Here is a 17,048-nt window from a genome sequence, read left to right on the forward strand (position 1 = left end):
CAGATTAATCGGACATGGTAGAAAATGAGACATCACGCTCTACGCTATACTCACAGTCAATAAGGGCGGGATGTCACACTGGTTCAGTTTAAAATCCACCCACGCTGTTAACGGGTTAACCATGCCTGTAAGGTTTATTTTTCAACAAAAACCATGGCACTACCATTAATAAATTACGCTTTACGAACTTATTAAATATAATGAATGAGTTCTTTCAGATCTGCCAACTAATGACCACCTCACCTTTCACCCCCCACTTAAAATACACGCGTACTGGCATACGCAATAATAAAAATAAAAATAACCTATTTTCAATAAGTTAAAGATAGACTCACGATCATGATACTGCCCCTGTTTGACAAATAAAACCAAATTGGCTTTACTCGAAATAATAAAATAAATAGAATAAGAAATAAAAATGCGTGGAAAATACTTTTCTACCGCTTTCACAATACCATTTATAAACAGAGTGAAGACACTACACAATTGATTCTAAATGACTGCCAATCATTCCACAGTGAGATAGTCCACCCGGCGCTTTGTGCTACAGCTGATGACTTTTGAAAATTATTAGCCATTATTTGGCCATAAAATCCAAAAACATTAACCCCTTATTCACCAGACTGAATATGAAAAAGATATGTAGCATGTCAGCCTTTCGCCTTATCCCTGGGCTGAATACTATCCACTGACAGTACCAATAGATAGCTAAGGATAATGCCCGTGCAAACTTCAAAAATTAAAACCCGGCCCCTCAAAACTAACAGGCACCAAAAAGATATAATTAAAATATTAACGTTCAATATTATTAGCAGTCTTCTGATATCCCCTGCGCATGCTATTTTATTAACCGATGGTAAAACAGGATATGTTACTGAAAACAGTACACGAAATTTCTGGGATGTGCGGGATGCTACGCTCAAGGTCAATCAGGGAGGTAAAACGCAGGGTATAACTTTACGGGGGGGAGTGCTCAACATGGAGGGTGGGGATACTTATATCGAGCCCGACGCAAGACAAATCTCTCAGGCTATATCGTTACAGGATAACAGTCAGGCAACCATTAACAACTCGACTATTACAAACGAAATGCCAGAACGTGGTGTGGCCATTGGCGTCAATGGCGGCTCTAAAGCAACAGTAACCTCATCTGTGCTGAATGCTAATGGTCGGGGTTTTACTACCAGTGGATTAAACTCCCTCCTGATCTTAAATGACGCTGTAGTCAATGGTAAGGACGATGGTTTAACCAGTCAGTTTGGAGGCGGGATTGGCGGCACGATTTTCGGTGGAACTCTGCAGGCATCAAACAGTGCGATAACCGGCGACAAGCTCGGGCTGATGCTTTTGCTCGATGACGACGATTCTCAACCGGTCGCGATACTTAATAATACACATATAACAAGCAGTAACGGCAGCGCTATTCTGGCGGGGGCAAGGAGCGCTTATAGTACAGGAGTGATAGGCTTACAAATCAATGCTGGCAGCGTTTTAACGGCAGGCAATGGCACACTTGTAGAAGTGATTAATGGAAATACGCTTAATCTTTCCATTGATAACAGTGACCTTCGCGGTAATCTCATCGCCGACCAGACATCGGTTCTCAATGCCGTACTGAATAATAATGCTGCTTTACATGGAAATATCGAAAACCTTAATACGCTGGCCGCCGATAAAAGCGAAATCGAGGGTAATATCGGTTTCAAAATGGGTTCGGAGGGACGGGTTCAGTTAAATAACAATACCACTATTCAGGGGGATATCACCGGCGTAAAGATACTTGAAGCCCGTAACAGCCGCATAACGGGGAACATCAATCCAGAAGACGCCCAGGCTGCCGAAGTCACCCTGCAAGATAACAGCACGATTAACGGCGACTTAAAAAATATTAACAAACTGACACTGGCTCACAGTACTGTCATCGGACGGGTATGGGCAGATTCACCTGGTTTTACTGCGGCTGAACTTTCTGACGACTCCCTGATTGAAGGTAACCTGAGCCAGATTTCATCTCTGAGCCTTAACGCCAGCCGTATAACAGGCGATATTATTGGCAGCGAGGACAACGCCACAGCGGTGTCATTAGCCAATAAATCTGCTATTGAAGGTAACCTCATTCTGCCAGCCTCCGTCACGCTTGATAACAGCCGAGTAACAGGCGATATCACTGGCAGCGAAACCCACCCCACAACGGTATCTCTGACAAACGGATCCCTCATTGACGGTAACCTCAATGCTATCCATACCCTGGCGTTACAGGACAGCCAGCTTACGGGTAACGTGACTGCAGATGGTACAACCGGGTCTTCAGTCAGCCTGAGTGGCAAAACATCGCTGCTGGGGAATCTGGAAAACTATGACAGTATCTCGGTCAGGGATAATGCCAGGTGGTCGCTGATTCAGTCAGCAAACATTCGTAGCTTAGCGCTAAATTCGGGTAGCGTTAACCTGAATAGTCAGGGTAACAATTACCGCACTCTGACGGTAAATAACCTCGACGGAGAGGGGCTTTTCTTACTTCGCACAGATATTGCTGCCAGCAAGGGGGATCAGCTGATTATCAATGGTCAGACGCGGGGATCTCATCTTCTGTCGATAACGAATACGGGAGACGAGCCAGACCATTCGCTGCCGCTGACGGTGGTGAGAACAGCAGATGGAGGAGGAGATTTCAGTCTGCAAAATGGCCGGGTTGATGCCGGTGTCTATCAATACAGACTTCAGCATCAGGGTAACGACTGGGATCTGTTAAAAACAGAGGAATTGACGCCCTCAACTGAAACAGTGCTGAGTGTGGTTAACGCATCGCCTGCCGTATGGACAGGGGAACTTAATACCGTCCGGGGACGACTGGGCGACCTGCGGACGACAGCAAAACATGATGGAGGCCTGTGGGCTCAATACATGGGACAGGAGACCCACGTGAGTCCCGGTGGCGGAATCAGCTACCAACAAAAACAGTCTGGCCTGGCAATAGGGGGAGATAAAGCTTTCGATGTGAGAGAAGGCAAACTCCTGACAGGTCTGTTTACCGGTTACAGCGATAATGACATTACTGCTCATTATGGCAACAGCAATATTGACAGCTACTTTATCGGTGGATACACCACATGGATGGCAGACTCAGGTTGGTTTGTGGATTTGATGCTGAAAGGCAATAAATTTCATAATAATGTCGAAGCCACGATGAGCAATGGCGTTGTATCAAAGGGTAATTATAATAATTACGGTATAGGGTTTTCAGGTGAGTTTGGGAAAAACATTCTTCTGTCTCAGGGCTGGTTTATTGAACCTTCCTTACAACTTTCATCATTGTGGATGTCTGGCAAAGAGTTCAGGCTTGATAATGGCCTGAATGTCCGTAATGACAGCGCCAGATCCAAACAGGCCGCTCTGAATATGGCCCTTGGTAAAAATCTTACATTGAATAACGGAATGTCATTATCACCCTATGTGCGCGTCTCTTATCAGCATGAATTTGCGAAAGATAATGATGTTTCCGTCAATGATATCGCTTTTAGCAACGATATGTCCGGCGGCAATGGAATGTATGAAGTTGGCCTGAATGCACAGGTATCAGAAAAGGCTTATATTTACACCGATGCCAGTTACAGCAAAGGTAACAAAGTCGAATCACCGTGGGCGACACATATTGGCGTTCGTATAAACTGGTAAAATGCATCTGCCCGGGCACGCAGAGATAACACCGCTTAATGGGTCAATATAAAGGCGTGGGATGCCTGAATTAAGACATCCCACCTTTATTCCTGCTACCTTTGTTTCATCGCGAGTAGGAAATTAAACCATTGAGCCGTGCGGCGACCTCTTCGTTATCTCCACCTGCATCAGTGCTTCCCCATGAAACAACCCGTTGATCTTCTGTGATCGCGGAAAAAGCCCCGCTACTGCTATAGATTGCCCGGCACCTGTTCAGCTGAGTGCTAACGGGTTGGGTGTTTCCGCCAGAAAGGGGGTCGCCCCAGGCCACTACCGTGCCATTAGCCCGAAGCGCAGCAAAGGCGGTGGCCGTAGCGGAAATTTGTACAACATCCTCCAGTGAAGCAATCTCGCGAGTCAATACTCCTCCAGCAGCTTCATCACCCCAGGCAACAATACTCCCGTTACTCATCAGAGCAGCAAAGGCGCTCCATGTTGATACAACTTCAATAACACTATTCATGACAGAAAGACTTACGGGCAGTTGGCCTCCATGTGTGTCTGCTCCCCATGCTACCAGTAGACCATTCGTCCGCCTGACCACAAACGCCCCATTATTGGACGCCATGATATCGCTGAAATCTTTCATCTGACGTAAAGTGGTGGGTAATACTCCACCAAATTCACTGTTACCCCAACATAACAGACTATTATCATAATTAAGTGCAACAAAAGCTGACAGGGTTGAAGCAATGTCCCGGGCATTACGGTGATTGATCACAGCGGTAGGAAGAAGGCCGCCATAACTGGAATTCCCCCACGCACAGATTCGCTTATCTGCACGGAGTGCAGCAAAGGCGCCGCCAGAGCCTACAACTTTAAGGATATTATCGTAAGAACTAACAGGAGATACCACGTTACCCCCGTTTCTCCGGTTCCCCCAGGCTACCACCTTACCGGTAGACAATAACGCGCAAAATGCTTGCGCTGTACCACTCAGAGAGACGATATTTTTAAGTTTAGCGATGGCTGTTGGCACGGTACCCCCGCCTTCAGCGTCTCCCCAGGCGACTACGCTGTTATCAGAACGACGCGCAGCGACAGCAACACCAGACGTATAAATCTCTTTATAGTCATCATTTGTAGATAACCCTAAAGGCAGCTCCCCTCCAACGGCAGAATTTCCCCAACCCACTACCCTGCCAGAATCAAGAATGGCGACCATTGCAGCTTTACCGCTGTTTGTGGGGTCATCACCATTTCCAAATATATTCCCGGGTGAAAGTTCAGTTTCATCTGTGGCTGACGAGACGGTTAACTTCAGCCAGGGCTGAGTATCCCTGAACCATTCTGTCGTTATGGTTTCCGTATCATCTTCATAACGCCAATCCAGTATGGTCTTTTTACCGGTGCTTTTATCATACCCAATCAAATACTGTGATTTTCCTGAATAGTGATAGGAGTGGCTGGGAGCGCGAGCACCGAAAACAAGGATTTTGCTGTTTACCAGCTCACTGGTGATGCTATAACGCTTTGATGGTGACGTTGTGCTTTCCCCTGCTCGTGTCAGGATATAGTTAATCCGTACAGTGTTGCCCTCGGACGAGAGCACGACGTCGTAAGGGACGACGAACTGTAAAGCGGCCTTTGAGTCGCTGTCAGTTATCGTAATTAGCTTATTCCAGCTATTTTCATCTGTCGCACCCAGCCAAAATATTTCAACTGTATCGCCCAATTGAAAACGCGCGGAGAGAGGGATGATGACGGTCGCGCCAGATTTAACGCTCCCTGTATTAATGATATCTTCCTGTGCTTCTTTAATATAAGGCGAAGGTAGCGCGGAACTGATAATGGCGAGGGTTAATACTTTCGACAGGTTCTCTTTTCCATCAAATGAGTCAACCCGATAGCTAACATTAATCGTCTTACCATTGTGAACTTTAACTTCATTGTAGGGTACCTGGAAAGTCACAGGATTGCCCAACATATTGCTGCTAATGGCCGTGTAAAGACTAAAATGGGTTCCCCAGAAAAGTTTTACGCCGTCACCGGATGCCATGCTATCCCATGCGGGGATCCTCACCTCAACCCCAGTGACATTTATCACGGTGAAATCCAGCATGCCCTCAATAACATGCTCCACCACTGGCTCAGGTAAACTGATACCGGCCGCTCTGACCTGTAACGTCAGTTTTTCTGACGAGGCTATCTGACCAGAAATGTAATTTACCTGATAGTTTAAATTAACCGCATTATTTAATGAAGATTCAAAGTATTTCTTAGGGATATTAAAGACAATATCCCTGGATACTGCATTACCTGACACCGGAAGGTAATCTTCCCAGGATTCAACGCCATTAAGATAGGCTGATAACATGTCACCAGCAGCCATATTGCTATAAGGAGGAACCCGGAATGTAGCAAAACGTAAAAGGTTTTCAGGAATGATGACGCCATTAACATTTTCGTCAACTTTCGGCGCAGGAAGTATTTGAGCAGTAGACATTACGGTAATTATTAGGTCAACAGAGGATGCTTTGGTGCCGTCGAATCTATCTATTTCGTAGTGTAATGAGATATCACTGTTGTTATTGAGCAAAAGAACAGCATAGGGTAACTCAAAGGTGATCTCTTCATTCAACATTCCCGCAGTGATAGTCAGAAAGTCATGCCAGCTTGCCACGCCTTCCAGGTAGAGGTATACCGTATCACCTGCCTGCATTTCATCATAGGCGGGGATTTTTGCCAAAACACCTGTCGTTGTGCTCTCCAGCAGGAGAATACCATCAGACACTTTTTCAACGGTTGGAGCAGGAAGTGCTTCATTGAGCCATGACCTGATGCGCAGTGACAGCATTTCTGATGACAGACTGTTACCATTCTCATCCGTAACCTGGTAGCTAACTCTGACACTATTATTAATATTGAGGTCGATATACTTTTTGGGAACGCGAAAATTAACTGGCTTATTGAGAATCGAAGATGAGACGCGTAGCCAGTCAGCAAAGTTACCTTCAGGAACAGCTGATGCCCATTTAAGATCTATGCGGTCATTCAACGTCATACCATTCCAGGGGAGGATCCTTACGGTAAGAGCAGTTTTAATCGTATCGGGGTCGATCAGATCGCCACTAATGTCAGGAATTAAAGGTGCAGCTAAACGTTTGATAACTTTTAGCTGCAATTTTTCAGATGTCAGAATACTGCTAGCGCTCGTGTTATACTGATAATAGAGGGTAACAACCCCGCCAGCCAGGATTTTAATCGCTGCCTCATCAATAATAAATGAAACAGGAGAACTTATTGACGTTATTTTTTCGGATAAGAAACGATTAAAGTTATCTCCGTTATGGGTCACCCCAGACCAGTTAAGAATAATTTCCGCGCCTGGTACCATTGCGGTGAAGAGGGGAACAGTGACTGTGACGGCACTGAGATTGCCGTCAAGTGTACCCGACACCGCTTCCGCAACCTCTGGTATGGGTAGAAGAGCACTCTGCGCACCCGAAACTGAAATAGTCACTTTTCTTGAGTTTATTTTGCTGCTGTCAGAGGCGCTTATCAATGTATAAGAGACAATAAACTCCCCCTGGACCAGGGCCAGTAACTGCGAGTATGGAATAGCGAATTCAAGTATAGAAGGAAACCGACTTATAGTGAGGTAATCCTCAAAATAAGTGGGGCTACCCGAAGCGGTTCGCCCAATGACAACGAGCTGAACTGAGTCATTAATGTTAAAACTATCCGTATCAATCGTAACCTGGATGATTGCGGCGCGTTGCCCGAGACTGTCGATATTTATAATATAATCAACCGAATCCTTAACAATCGGGGCTTTAAGATAGTAGCCACTGGCACTGACGGAAACTGCTTTGGAAGGTGACCATTTGGAGTAGTTATTCACCTCGTCCCGCACTTCATAAGTAACCAGTAAGTTATCACTGTCCCCAGCCTTATTAATAGTATTTTCGCCAACCGTTATCGTAATTGGTTTAATAAAATCATTTTCACTTACAACGTGGCTGATGATTTCCCCTCCCCAGCTGAGGTTTATTTTATCCCTGACGCGCATATTAATATAGGGTTCAATACTGATCGGAACCCCTTTTTTTGCCTCATTAGCCCCAACGCCGTTATAAATAATTGATGGTGGAATGCCGGGTGGTGAAAAATTCTCATTCACATTTTGAGTTTGAGGATTAGGGTCGATCCCCCCTGGTTTATCCAATTTAATCCAAAGTGCGGAGGTGTTTGATCTGTCGCTTATCCCACTGTCAGTATGTGTCACCGTATAGTATATTTTAAACCATCCAGCCTTAATATTTACTGGGGGGACAATAATGTGAATGGAATCATTCACCTCCTCTTCAGACAAGATATAACTTTTAACGGGATATAATGCTGAATCATCATCTGACTGATAAATATAGACATCAATAAGGTCCCCTTTCCTCATAATAGAATAAGCCTCGCAAATTAGCAGAAGGCCATCTATTGATGTAGTAAAACCAACCCCGACCCCACCGACAACCGGATGACTAAGAGGAATTATAATATCACTCAATTTATTTTCGGAAAAAATTCCATTAAGGTTATTGTTACTCATATTTACTCCCTTTTCCAGGATGTAAGGGTTGGTTTTTTAAACGAATAATTTAGATATTACTCACCCGCAGGGCCTTCAAGATCAATTTTTACAGAGCTAACTTCGGAGTCAAAGACATAACCTAGCTGCCCTATAGAATAATAACATCTGGCAGATCCATAAACGACATCCCGAATAAAAGGTTCATAAGGAATGACCATTGCCAAAGATTTATTCAAATTCGCTTTAGTGATAGTCGTTGTCGTAGAGAATTTGGTACTGCTAATATCCTCACCTTTGCCGTTCGTTTTAGAGTTTCCAATCCAGTGTAAGGTAACCACGTCCCCTTCTGCCATATTTTCATAGGCATTGATCAGGACTGATGTTGATGGATTAATCAGGTCGCCTTCGATAAACCATCCACGGGCGTTCCTTCCCAGTAAATCGGGAGCTAAAAGACCATCTGGACCGCCTGGTCCGGCTAAATGAACATCAACATATGTCGTCTGACCCAAATTATCGTTGGTGGCATTGATGAGATCATAGGTTACTTCCCACGCTGAATTTTCTGGCGTGCTATCAACAATGTCAGAATCAATTTCAATATCAAATGCTGCTTTACTTGCATTGATATCTTCTATTTTTACTTTAAAGTCTATATATACACCCGATGACCGCCCCCCCCAATAAACACGTATAGTATCGTCTACTACTGGTGTTTCATAGTATGGAACAGTCACCACAGCCCCTCTGCGAAGGTCGCCGGGTCGTAATTTATTAGTTTCTTTTACGCCATTACCTACAACTATAGGTTCGGCTAAATTTTCATTAACGTCCGTCGTTTTATCAGGATCCTCAGGTCCAGGTATATTCAGATCGACTATCACAGGATTGACATCGGACGTTGTTACTATCTTACCGCGCGTAACCTGATAATCTACTTCCCATGTTCCGCTCTTGGTTTCCCATATTTTTTCCCTGGGAATGACAAACTCAAGTACGTAAGCATCAAGAGGCAATGGAAAAGGTACAAGAAGTGAAGGCAAAATCGGTGTGCTACGCCATCTCAAAGTAATAAGATCGCCGGGCAAAATATTAGTGTATTTTGGTATAAGTGCAGTCACTGGCGTGCGTGTTGCAGCATCAGTAATGGGACCGTTTTCTGCCAGCGGCACTCGTGCTTGCGTAAGGAATTTAGCCGCAGGGTGGATTATAACCGATATCGAATAATCAGGGGATCTAACGCTGACATTTCCCGCCCTGTCGATCAGGTTATAGTATATAATTGCACTCCCTTCCCCACCATCTATAATATCCTGTTCCGGCACATCTATAGTAATATAGTCTTTGTTAACATCCTCTTTAGTAACTATATAATTTGGTAAGCGTTTCGCCGTGCTATTACCGCCAATCCAGATTACTCTTATCGTATCACCGGCATCAATACGAGTGTACGAAGGTATAAACACGGGAAATTTATTACCTAGAGAGATAATGTCTTCCCTTGTGATCGTGTTTTCATATTCGTCCGCGATGAAAGCAGGACCAGAGGGGCTGGGAGCATCACGATCGACTATCACATTCAGAGGAAAACTTAAGCTCGAGGCACCCGACGCAGCTTCAACAACATACTGGATCTTATAGGGTCCAAAGGTTAAGTATCGCTCTGATAATCTTAATTTAATAGGAAAATCTGTCTCATCTGGATCGCCCATAACATAGCTTGCTATAAATGTCGAATCATTATCATCTAAGTAGACAAAAACCGCATCGCCTTCATCCATCCTTCTCCAGGCAGGGACCTGCAGTTCCAACCCCTGATTAAATAGATCTACCGGGACAGTACCATCAGCCAGCAGCCCTTCAATCACTGGTGCTTCCAAAACCGGCACTGTAGGTCTTCTTATTAAACCCTTAAACGACTGTAGCTTTCTTTTTCTTTCTTCCAATCGTTTAGATATATCATTCTCATGGAAATCATTAATTGCTGACATACCCTTCTCCTCTTGATTTAACTTTAATTTAACTTCAATTTATTCATCATCTTCACTTTTTCTGTAAACCAGGCCCTGCATGATGATTTCACCGTAGTTAATAAAAGGCTCCTCAACGAAGATCCCGGTTGAGCTATTCATTACTGTAACCTTATTAGCTATTAAATTATACTGACTGGTCCAGTAGGGTGTATTCGGTAGCCATTCACTGTAAACCGAAAGGTCACCCCACTGGTCGTATATTGTTTTCAGCGCTGATTTTGAGAGTAGCCTTTTATCTTTATCCTGAATAACTTCCTGTAAGCCTATTTTATTTTTAGTCGGGTAGAGGTAATTATGAACATAAAATATATGATTTGACGTTTCCCCTGTTACTTTATCTTTAGCAATTACTTCACAGCTTCCTGTGAAGTAGGAAATAGCCGTGGCCTCAGCGGAACCATAATCATCACTTACAAGGCTAATATTATTTTTTTTCTCATCTCCAACACTCCATTCAACCTCTCCTGAGCCACCACTGGTGTGCAGCAGGATACTGGCACCCTCCCAAATAAAGTTCGGCTCACCATAATAAAGCGTTTGGTTCCGGCTCTGCACTCGATCAATTTTAAATATATCTCGTATTTTGATAAAATCAAAACCCGTAAAGACAACGTTTTGTTTGTCTTCAACAATAAAGCAGCTCAATTCAACATGTTCAATTTTAGTACTGGTGAAACTAACTTCTACAAAACCATCCTGGTTACTGCTAGTGGCATAGACGCCAGCCCTGCTAGTGACAAAAATGGCTGCACCATCAACTTCAAATACCACACGAATATTAGCCACAGGTGCATCTTTACTTTCTATATAAAGACCAACGGTATTGATATCCCTGCCGTCAGATACTGCATTATTTTTAACTTTTTCAAGACGTAACGTCATTTCGGCTATCTGGGTATCTTTCATAATTTACATCCTGCCAGGTTAGTTTAAAATAAAAGAATACTGCACTCTCTACGTTATTACTTTTTTATATCCCCCAGGACTATTAACAAGCAGGGCGTCAATATGAACCTACTCTGTAGGCCACATTCAAAACAGTTGCATTTACTTCCCATTCCTGCGTGCCGTCTGTGATATTAAAAGATGTAGTAGTAATTAAGCCGGTATCATTCGTCCAGAACCTGGCCCGGGTAATCCTATTCCAGGGAGCGTATGCCCTTAAGTTGCCCCATTGGTTCAACAATGTTTTGTATGCTCCAGGACTCAGAATATTACTGCCATAGATACTTTCTGTCTGGTAGATAGACCGCCGGGTTGCATCCATATTGACAAAACTAGTAATCTGGAAGTTGTAGGCGACTTTCTCTTTTGTTACGCGATCTGTCCCTTCAATCAGACAAATCTGTCGGGGTCGATTGTGTATCGTCACTATCCCACTCCCTTGGCTGTCACTTTCGATGGTGACTTCAGCAGACGACTGGACGACGTTCCATTCTACATTGCCACTCCCACCGGTGGTATCTATCCGAAAGCTTGCTCCCGGCCAGGCAGTCGTTGGCTCACCCGTTAATCTGAATAGCCGGTTAGTATTGACTACCTGACTTATTTTCATGACATTGCTGTTTGCAATAAAATTAACTGGTAAAACCTGTTGCGTAGATTCTTCTCTGAATACCTCTGAAGTTACATTCACCTGTTCTGCCACTTTGTTAATCACAGAAAAGCGCACCAGGCCTGCAGGATCGGTATAATAATGGTCAACCATTTGGCCATTACGTTTCAAAAGGGCATTACCACTCACTCTTACTAAAATATCTACGTTTCTTGCAGAATAGTAATCATCATCCATACAGTACACTTCAACAATATTTTCTGCTGTCCCGTCAGCTTTAGCATCGTTTTCAATTATTTTGGCGACCAGGTGAAAGCCGCTCTCTGATCTCAAATGAATTCTATTCATTAAACACCTCTAAGGATTGTTTTAAACAGTCTACAGCTACAATAATATGAATATCCAAAGTCGATGACTCCAAATACCAGCCTATATATAACCTCACCCGTAAATACTTGAACAATCTGACTTCCTTGTTACACACTAAATCCATCTGTAAACATTAATAGAGAAAATTCGCATTCCGTTAGCTCTTTAAAGCTAGCATTTTCTCAGCTAAATTAAACAGGCGTTAGTTTTATTATTTGTTGTTTAAGGCTGTTAAATTTTTAACTTCCATAATAAGCATACCAATCAACTCGTTACCCTGGAAAAACAGCACTTTCATTTAATCCTGCTTTAACACCTGCTATATTTTAAAATTACATGGCCAGACAACAGAAAATATATTTATTTTCCGCAGGTATAAATTTTTGTTCGGTTTTTAAGTCTATAAAGGTGCTGACCGATCGCTTGACACCAGTCAGCACGGGTTGATCAGGCGAGACGCAGCCACCCTTCAATCAGGGCATGCTGTAGCAGCATCACTGTTTTTCCATCTTTAATCTGTCCTTCGCCAATCATCGTCCACGCCTCTGGAAAAGAGACTTCCATGACGTCAATGTCCTCATCCTCTACGCCACCGCCTGCGTTTTCACGCAGCGAGTCGTCATATTCGGCGGCGAAGAAATGCAGCAGTTCGGTGACCCCGCCCGGTGACATATACATATCATAGAGCTTCCTGACCTCGCCCACGGCGAAGCCCGTTTCCTCAATTGCTTCTTTACGAATACAGTCTTCCGGGGAATCGTCATCCAGCAGGCCTGCACAGGCTTCCACCAGCATCCCGCTCTCATTGCCGTTAAGCCAGGTGGCAATACGAAACTGCCGGGTGAGGATGACGCTGTTCTTGTCGCGGTTATAGAGAAGGATGGTTGCGCCATTTCCGCGATCGTAGACTTCGCGCTTATGCCGAATCGTTGAGCCATTGCGGGCGGTGAGATCGTAGGTGTAGTTACGCAGTACAAACCAGTTTTCTGACAGGACTTTGTTCTTAATGACTTCGATTTTGGCGGACATCTGGACTCCATTGCGTTGCCGGGAGTCTGTCATCTTAAGTCTGCAAGGCAGGGAAAACTATCTCAATTCTGAAGGTGCGGCCTGGCTGGATTGCTCACACTGATGCTTATCAGGCCGGGAGCTTAAAAAAAGGCGGCTCCAGAGAGCCGCCTTTTTATGCCGTAAAAGCAGTGGATCCCTTTACTCAGCCTTAGGCTGCTGGTGCTCAGTTGCGGCCACGGCATGAACCCGTTTGCGAACACCAAACCACCCCAGGATCAGCAGGAGCGCAATCAGCGGAATCGACGCAATAGTCCAGGTCCCGTTCGGGTAGTCAAATGCCATCAGCACCAGTACGCTGGCCAGGAACAGCAGCGTCAGCCACGAGGTAAAGGGTGCCCAGGGGAGCTTAAAGCTAACGTCCTCAGCCTTGCCCTCTTTGATCGCTTTACGCAGGCGCATCTGACAGACCACGATAAACGCCCATGAGGAGATAATGCCCAGCGAGGCAATGTTCAGGACAATTTCAAACACCCGCGACGGAACGATGTAGTTCAGCCAGACACCAACGACATAGACGCCGATAGTGACCAGAATGCCCATATAGGGAACCTGCTGACCGCTCATCTTCGACATAAACTTTGGTGCTGAGCCGCCCATCGACATCGATCGCAGAATGCGTCCGGTCGAATAAAGTCCAGAGTTAAGGCTGGAGAGCGCGGCGCTCAGCACCACGATATTCATAATGCTACCGACGTAGGGCACGCCCAGCTTGCTGAAGAAGGTCACGAACGGGCTTTGACCCGCCTGGTAAGCGTTCCAAGGCAGCAGCAGCACTAGCAGGACCACCGAGCCAACATAGAACAGACCGATACGCCAGATAACGCTATTAATCGCTTTCGGCAGCATGGTTTTCGGATCTTTGCATTCCCCGGCTGCAGTGCCGACCAGCTCAATGGAGGCAAAGGCAAAGACCACACCCTGCACCAGCACCAGCGCAGGCAGCAGCCCATGAGGGAAGAAGCCGCCGTTGTCACTGATTAAATGAAAGCCGGTGGCATTGCCATCCAGCGGCTTACCGCTGCCGAGGAACACCACGCCGACAATCAGGAAGACAGCAATAGCCAGGACTTTGATCAGGGCAAACCAGAACTCCATTTCGGCAAACCACTTCACGCCGATCATATTCATGGTGCCGACGATCGCCAGCGCGCCCAGGGCAAATACCCACTGTGGCACGTCGCCAAACGCTCCCCAGTAGTGCATATACAGCGCGACAGCGGTGATATCCACAATACCGGTCATGGCCCAGTTGACAAAATACATCCAGCCCGCAACGTAAGAGGCTTTTTCGCCAAGGAACTCACGCGCATAAGAGACAAAGTTGCCGCTGGAGGGCCGGTGTAACACCAGTTCGCCCAGCGCACGCAGAATAAAAAACGAGAAGATGCCACACACTAAATAGACTATCGCCAGCGCAGGGCCGGCTATTTGCAGACGTGCGCCTGCCCCGAGAAACAGACCCGTACCGATCGCACCACCAATGGCAATCATCTGAACGTGACGATTATCCATTGCTTTGTGATAGCCGGAGTCATGAGAGTTTAACCAACGTCTTCTGGCGGCGCGTTTATCCGCCCCTGCTTTTTTATCAGCTTTCATTATCTGTCCTATTAACCTGTCCACAGTGATAGGCGCAATCAACCCGGTGATCTGATCTGTTGCTGACCGACCAAACGATTGCGCGGCAGCACGAACGCCCCGGCACCAGCCCACTTTCTGTAATTATAGGCCTGTTGAAAGTGGGAAAATTGCGGCGATGCATCCTAACCGTTCTACAAAGATGACGCAAAAAATCTGCAGCGGAAATCGTGTGCTTTTGTAATTTTTGCTCTTCAACGCAAAAAACCCTGAGACCGCGCATGTACGACTGACTTTCACCCGCGGCTTTTAGCACCCCTTGTTTTCAGCGTGGCGAGGCGGACGGAACGCGATATACTCACTCGCCTTCAGGGGAGGTCAATCATGTTAAAACGCTCAGTGACGGGCAGTCTGGCTCGCGTACTGTTTGCCATTGTGCTGCTTTCGGTTCTGTCTGGCAGTCTGGCCCTGCTTACGCTGTCAGCCAGCCTGAATGATGCAGAGGCGATAAATATTGCGGGTTCGCTACGAATGCAAAGCTACCGCATCGCGCTGAACGCCTCGACCGAAACGTCGGGGATTAATGAAGATATCCTGCGCTATCGGGAAACCCTTGAGGCACCGGCGCTGCGGGCGATCGATAAAGGCTATGTGCCCTTTAGCGTCCGTGAACGCTATCATGAATTACTGCATAGCTGGCAATCCCTTCAGCCTGCGTTGCAGACGGGGAACACGCTACCCTATCGGCAAAACGTTGCCCTTTATGTCGACCAGATCGATCGTTTTGTGCTGGCGCTACAGCGCTGGGCAGAACTCAAAATGAAACTGGTTGCCGCAACCAGCCTGTTAGGCTTTGTAACCATTACTCTGCTGGTATTCTGGACGCTGCGTTCGGTGCGCCGCCAGGTGGTAGTACCGCTGCAGACGCTGGTCACGGCCAGCGAGCAGATCGAGCGCGCCCATTTTCGACACGTGCCGCTGGATACCGCGCTGCAGAACGAGCTGGGGGTACTGGCGCGGACGTTTACCCGCATGTCCGGTGAGCTGGAAAAACACTACCACCTGCTGGAGGAGACGGTGAGGGAGAAAACCCGTGATTTGCGGCAGGCTAACCGTCGTCTCTCCCTGCTTTATCGCTGTTCCGAAACTCTGGGAAGCCATCCTGATATCACCCACAGCCTGCCGCTGGTGCTCCAGCAGATCCTCCAGTATGAGGATCTTAGCTGTATCTCTCTGAACGCACCGCCCCTTGGTGAGATAACCGCGGGCATGCCGGATCGGGCGATGCCGTGGCACAGCCAGCCTCTATCGCCTGCCACAGGAAATGCAATCGAACTGCGCTGGCAGGCAAAAAAGAGCAAATCACGGCTGATGCAGGGATTAGCCCCCCTGCTGTCGCGCTCGCTTCAGCTGGCTCAGGCCCAGCAAAAAGTTCAGCATCTTATGCTGATGGAGGAGCGCGCCACCATCGCCCGGGAGTTACACGATTCCCTCGCGCAGTCACTTGCCTGGCTTCGCATCCAAATCGCCCGTCTGAAACGCGTGGTCAGGGAGGATAACGCCCCCGCCAGGGCGATCGTGAGTGAAATGGATCAGGCGCTAAACGAAGCCAATCGTCAGCTCCGTGAACTGCTCACCACCTTTCGCCTCTCCGTAGAACCGGGTGAATTAGTGGCTGCCCTTCACCAGGTGATTAACCCGCTGCGTGAGCAAACGCGCGCGGTCATTACGCTCACCGGGGAACCCGCCAGCCGCCAGCTGGAACCGCAAAAGCAGATCCACGTGCTGCAAATCGTTCGGGAAGCCTTACTGAATGCTATCCGCCACGCTGAGGCTTCGGAAATTATTGTGCGATGTGGTATGGGTAAAGGCGGCGATAACCGGATTGAAATTAGTGATAATGGCTGCGGGATCCCCCCCCTGCACAGCCCGGAAGGACACTATGGGCTGTCCATTATGCAGCAGCGGGCCAGAGGTCTTAACGGACGGCTGGATATCACGCCCTCGCCGGGTGGCGGCACAAGCATACTGCTACAGTTTCCGGCGGCCTGGGAGTGAGCCAGCGGCGGATAAAAGGCGGTACGCTAATTTACATTTTCTCCTAAATTTCTCCACGATTCTTCACCGCCTGACGGGTAAAGTGAAATCGGTAAGGCGACATCGAACAAATAAAAACGCGATAAATGGACTTCGGCGA

At 46.6% G+C, this 17,048-nt stretch carries 8 protein-coding genes; 2 read left to right on the plus strand and 6 right to left on the minus strand.

The genetic code is table 11. The features are described from left to right. Nucleotides 1-723 precede the first annotated feature (723 nt). A complete protein-coding gene (locus tag ACLRGG_RS13665; RefSeq protein WP_416250290.1) occupies nt 724-3,675 on the plus strand; it encodes an autotransporter outer membrane beta-barrel domain-containing protein in 2,952 nt (983 codons plus the stop codon). 106 nt (nt 3,676-3,781) lie between these two features. On the opposite strand, the gene ACLRGG_RS13670 is transcribed toward ACLRGG_RS13665, so the two are convergent. From ACLRGG_RS13670 to ansP, 6 genes are all read right to left on the minus strand, one after another. After that, nucleotides 3,782-8,263, minus strand: coding sequence for an RCC1 domain-containing protein (locus ACLRGG_RS13670; protein ID WP_416250291.1), 4,482 nt, complete (start codon nt 8,261-8,263; stop codon nt 3,782-3,784). A 56-nt stretch (nt 8,264-8,319) separates the two neighbouring features. Then, complete coding sequence (locus ACLRGG_RS13675; RefSeq protein ID WP_416250292.1) at nt 8,320-10,236, minus strand: hypothetical protein; 1,917 nt, start codon at nt 10,234-10,236, stop codon at nt 8,320-8,322. A gap of 39 nt (nt 10,237-10,275) precedes the next feature. Then, complete coding sequence (locus ACLRGG_RS13680; protein WP_416250293.1) at nt 10,276-11,184, minus strand: Ig-like domain-containing protein; 909 nt, start codon at nt 11,182-11,184, stop codon at nt 10,276-10,278. Between the two features lie 97 nt (nt 11,185-11,281). Beyond that, nucleotides 11,282-12,181 carry a hypothetical protein gene (locus ACLRGG_RS13685; RefSeq protein ID WP_416250295.1) on the minus strand — a complete coding sequence of 300 codons (900 nt, stop codon included), beginning with the start codon at nt 12,179-12,181 and terminating at the stop codon, nt 11,282-11,284. 468 nt (nt 12,182-12,649) lie between these two features. Next, nucleotides 12,650-13,231: a GDP-mannose pyrophosphatase NudK gene (nudK, locus tag ACLRGG_RS13690; protein ID WP_416250296.1), complete on the minus strand. Its 582-nt coding sequence runs from the start codon at nt 13,229-13,231 to the stop codon at nt 12,650-12,652. 180 nt (nt 13,232-13,411) lie between these two features. Further along, on the minus strand, nt 13,412-14,872 hold the full coding sequence (ansP, locus tag ACLRGG_RS13695) for an L-asparagine permease (RefSeq protein ID WP_416250297.1): 1,461 nt from the start codon (nt 14,870-14,872) through the stop codon (nt 13,412-13,414). Nucleotides 14,873-15,235: 363 nt separating this feature from the next. Between ansP and narQ the strand changes: the two genes are divergently transcribed. Next, the gene (narQ, locus tag ACLRGG_RS13700; protein ID WP_416250298.1) at nt 15,236-16,909 is read left to right on the plus strand and encodes a nitrate/nitrite two-component system sensor histidine kinase NarQ; all 1,674 of its coding nucleotides are present in this window, start codon (nt 15,236-15,238) and stop codon (nt 16,907-16,909) included. Nucleotides 16,910-17,048: the final 139 nt, after the last annotated feature.

Origin of the sequence: Erwinia sp. PPS120, assembly GCF_047918655.1 — a bacterium.
In the GTDB taxonomy this organism is placed as follows: Bacteria; Pseudomonadota; Gammaproteobacteria; order Enterobacterales; family Enterobacteriaceae; genus Erwinia; species Erwinia tasmaniensis_A.

Excerpts from the sequence above, each read along its gene's own strand:
- ACLRGG_RS13670 (WP_416250291.1), bottom strand. The coding sequence starts at position 8,263 with ATGAGTAACAATAACCTTAATGGAATTTTTTCCGAAAATAAATTGAGT.
- ACLRGG_RS13675 (WP_416250292.1), bottom strand. The coding sequence starts at position 10,236 with ATGTCAGCAATTAATGATTTCCATGAGAATGATATATCTAAACGATTG.
- ACLRGG_RS13680 (WP_416250293.1), bottom strand. The coding sequence starts at position 11,184 with ATGAAAGATACCCAGATAGCCGAAATGACGTTACGTCTTGAAAAAGTT.
- ACLRGG_RS13685 (WP_416250295.1), bottom strand. The coding sequence starts at position 12,181 with ATGAATAGAATTCATTTGAGATCAGAGAGCGGCTTTCACCTGGTCGCC.
- nudK (WP_416250296.1), bottom strand. The coding sequence starts at position 13,231 with ATGTCCGCCAAAATCGAAGTCATTAAGAACAAAGTCCTGTCAGAAAAC.
- ansP (WP_416250297.1), bottom strand. The coding sequence starts at position 14,872 with ATGAAAGCTGATAAAAAAGCAGGGGCGGATAAACGCGCCGCCAGAAGA.
- narQ (WP_416250298.1), top strand. The coding sequence starts at position 15,236 with ATGTTAAAACGCTCAGTGACGGGCAGTCTGGCTCGCGTACTGTTTGCC.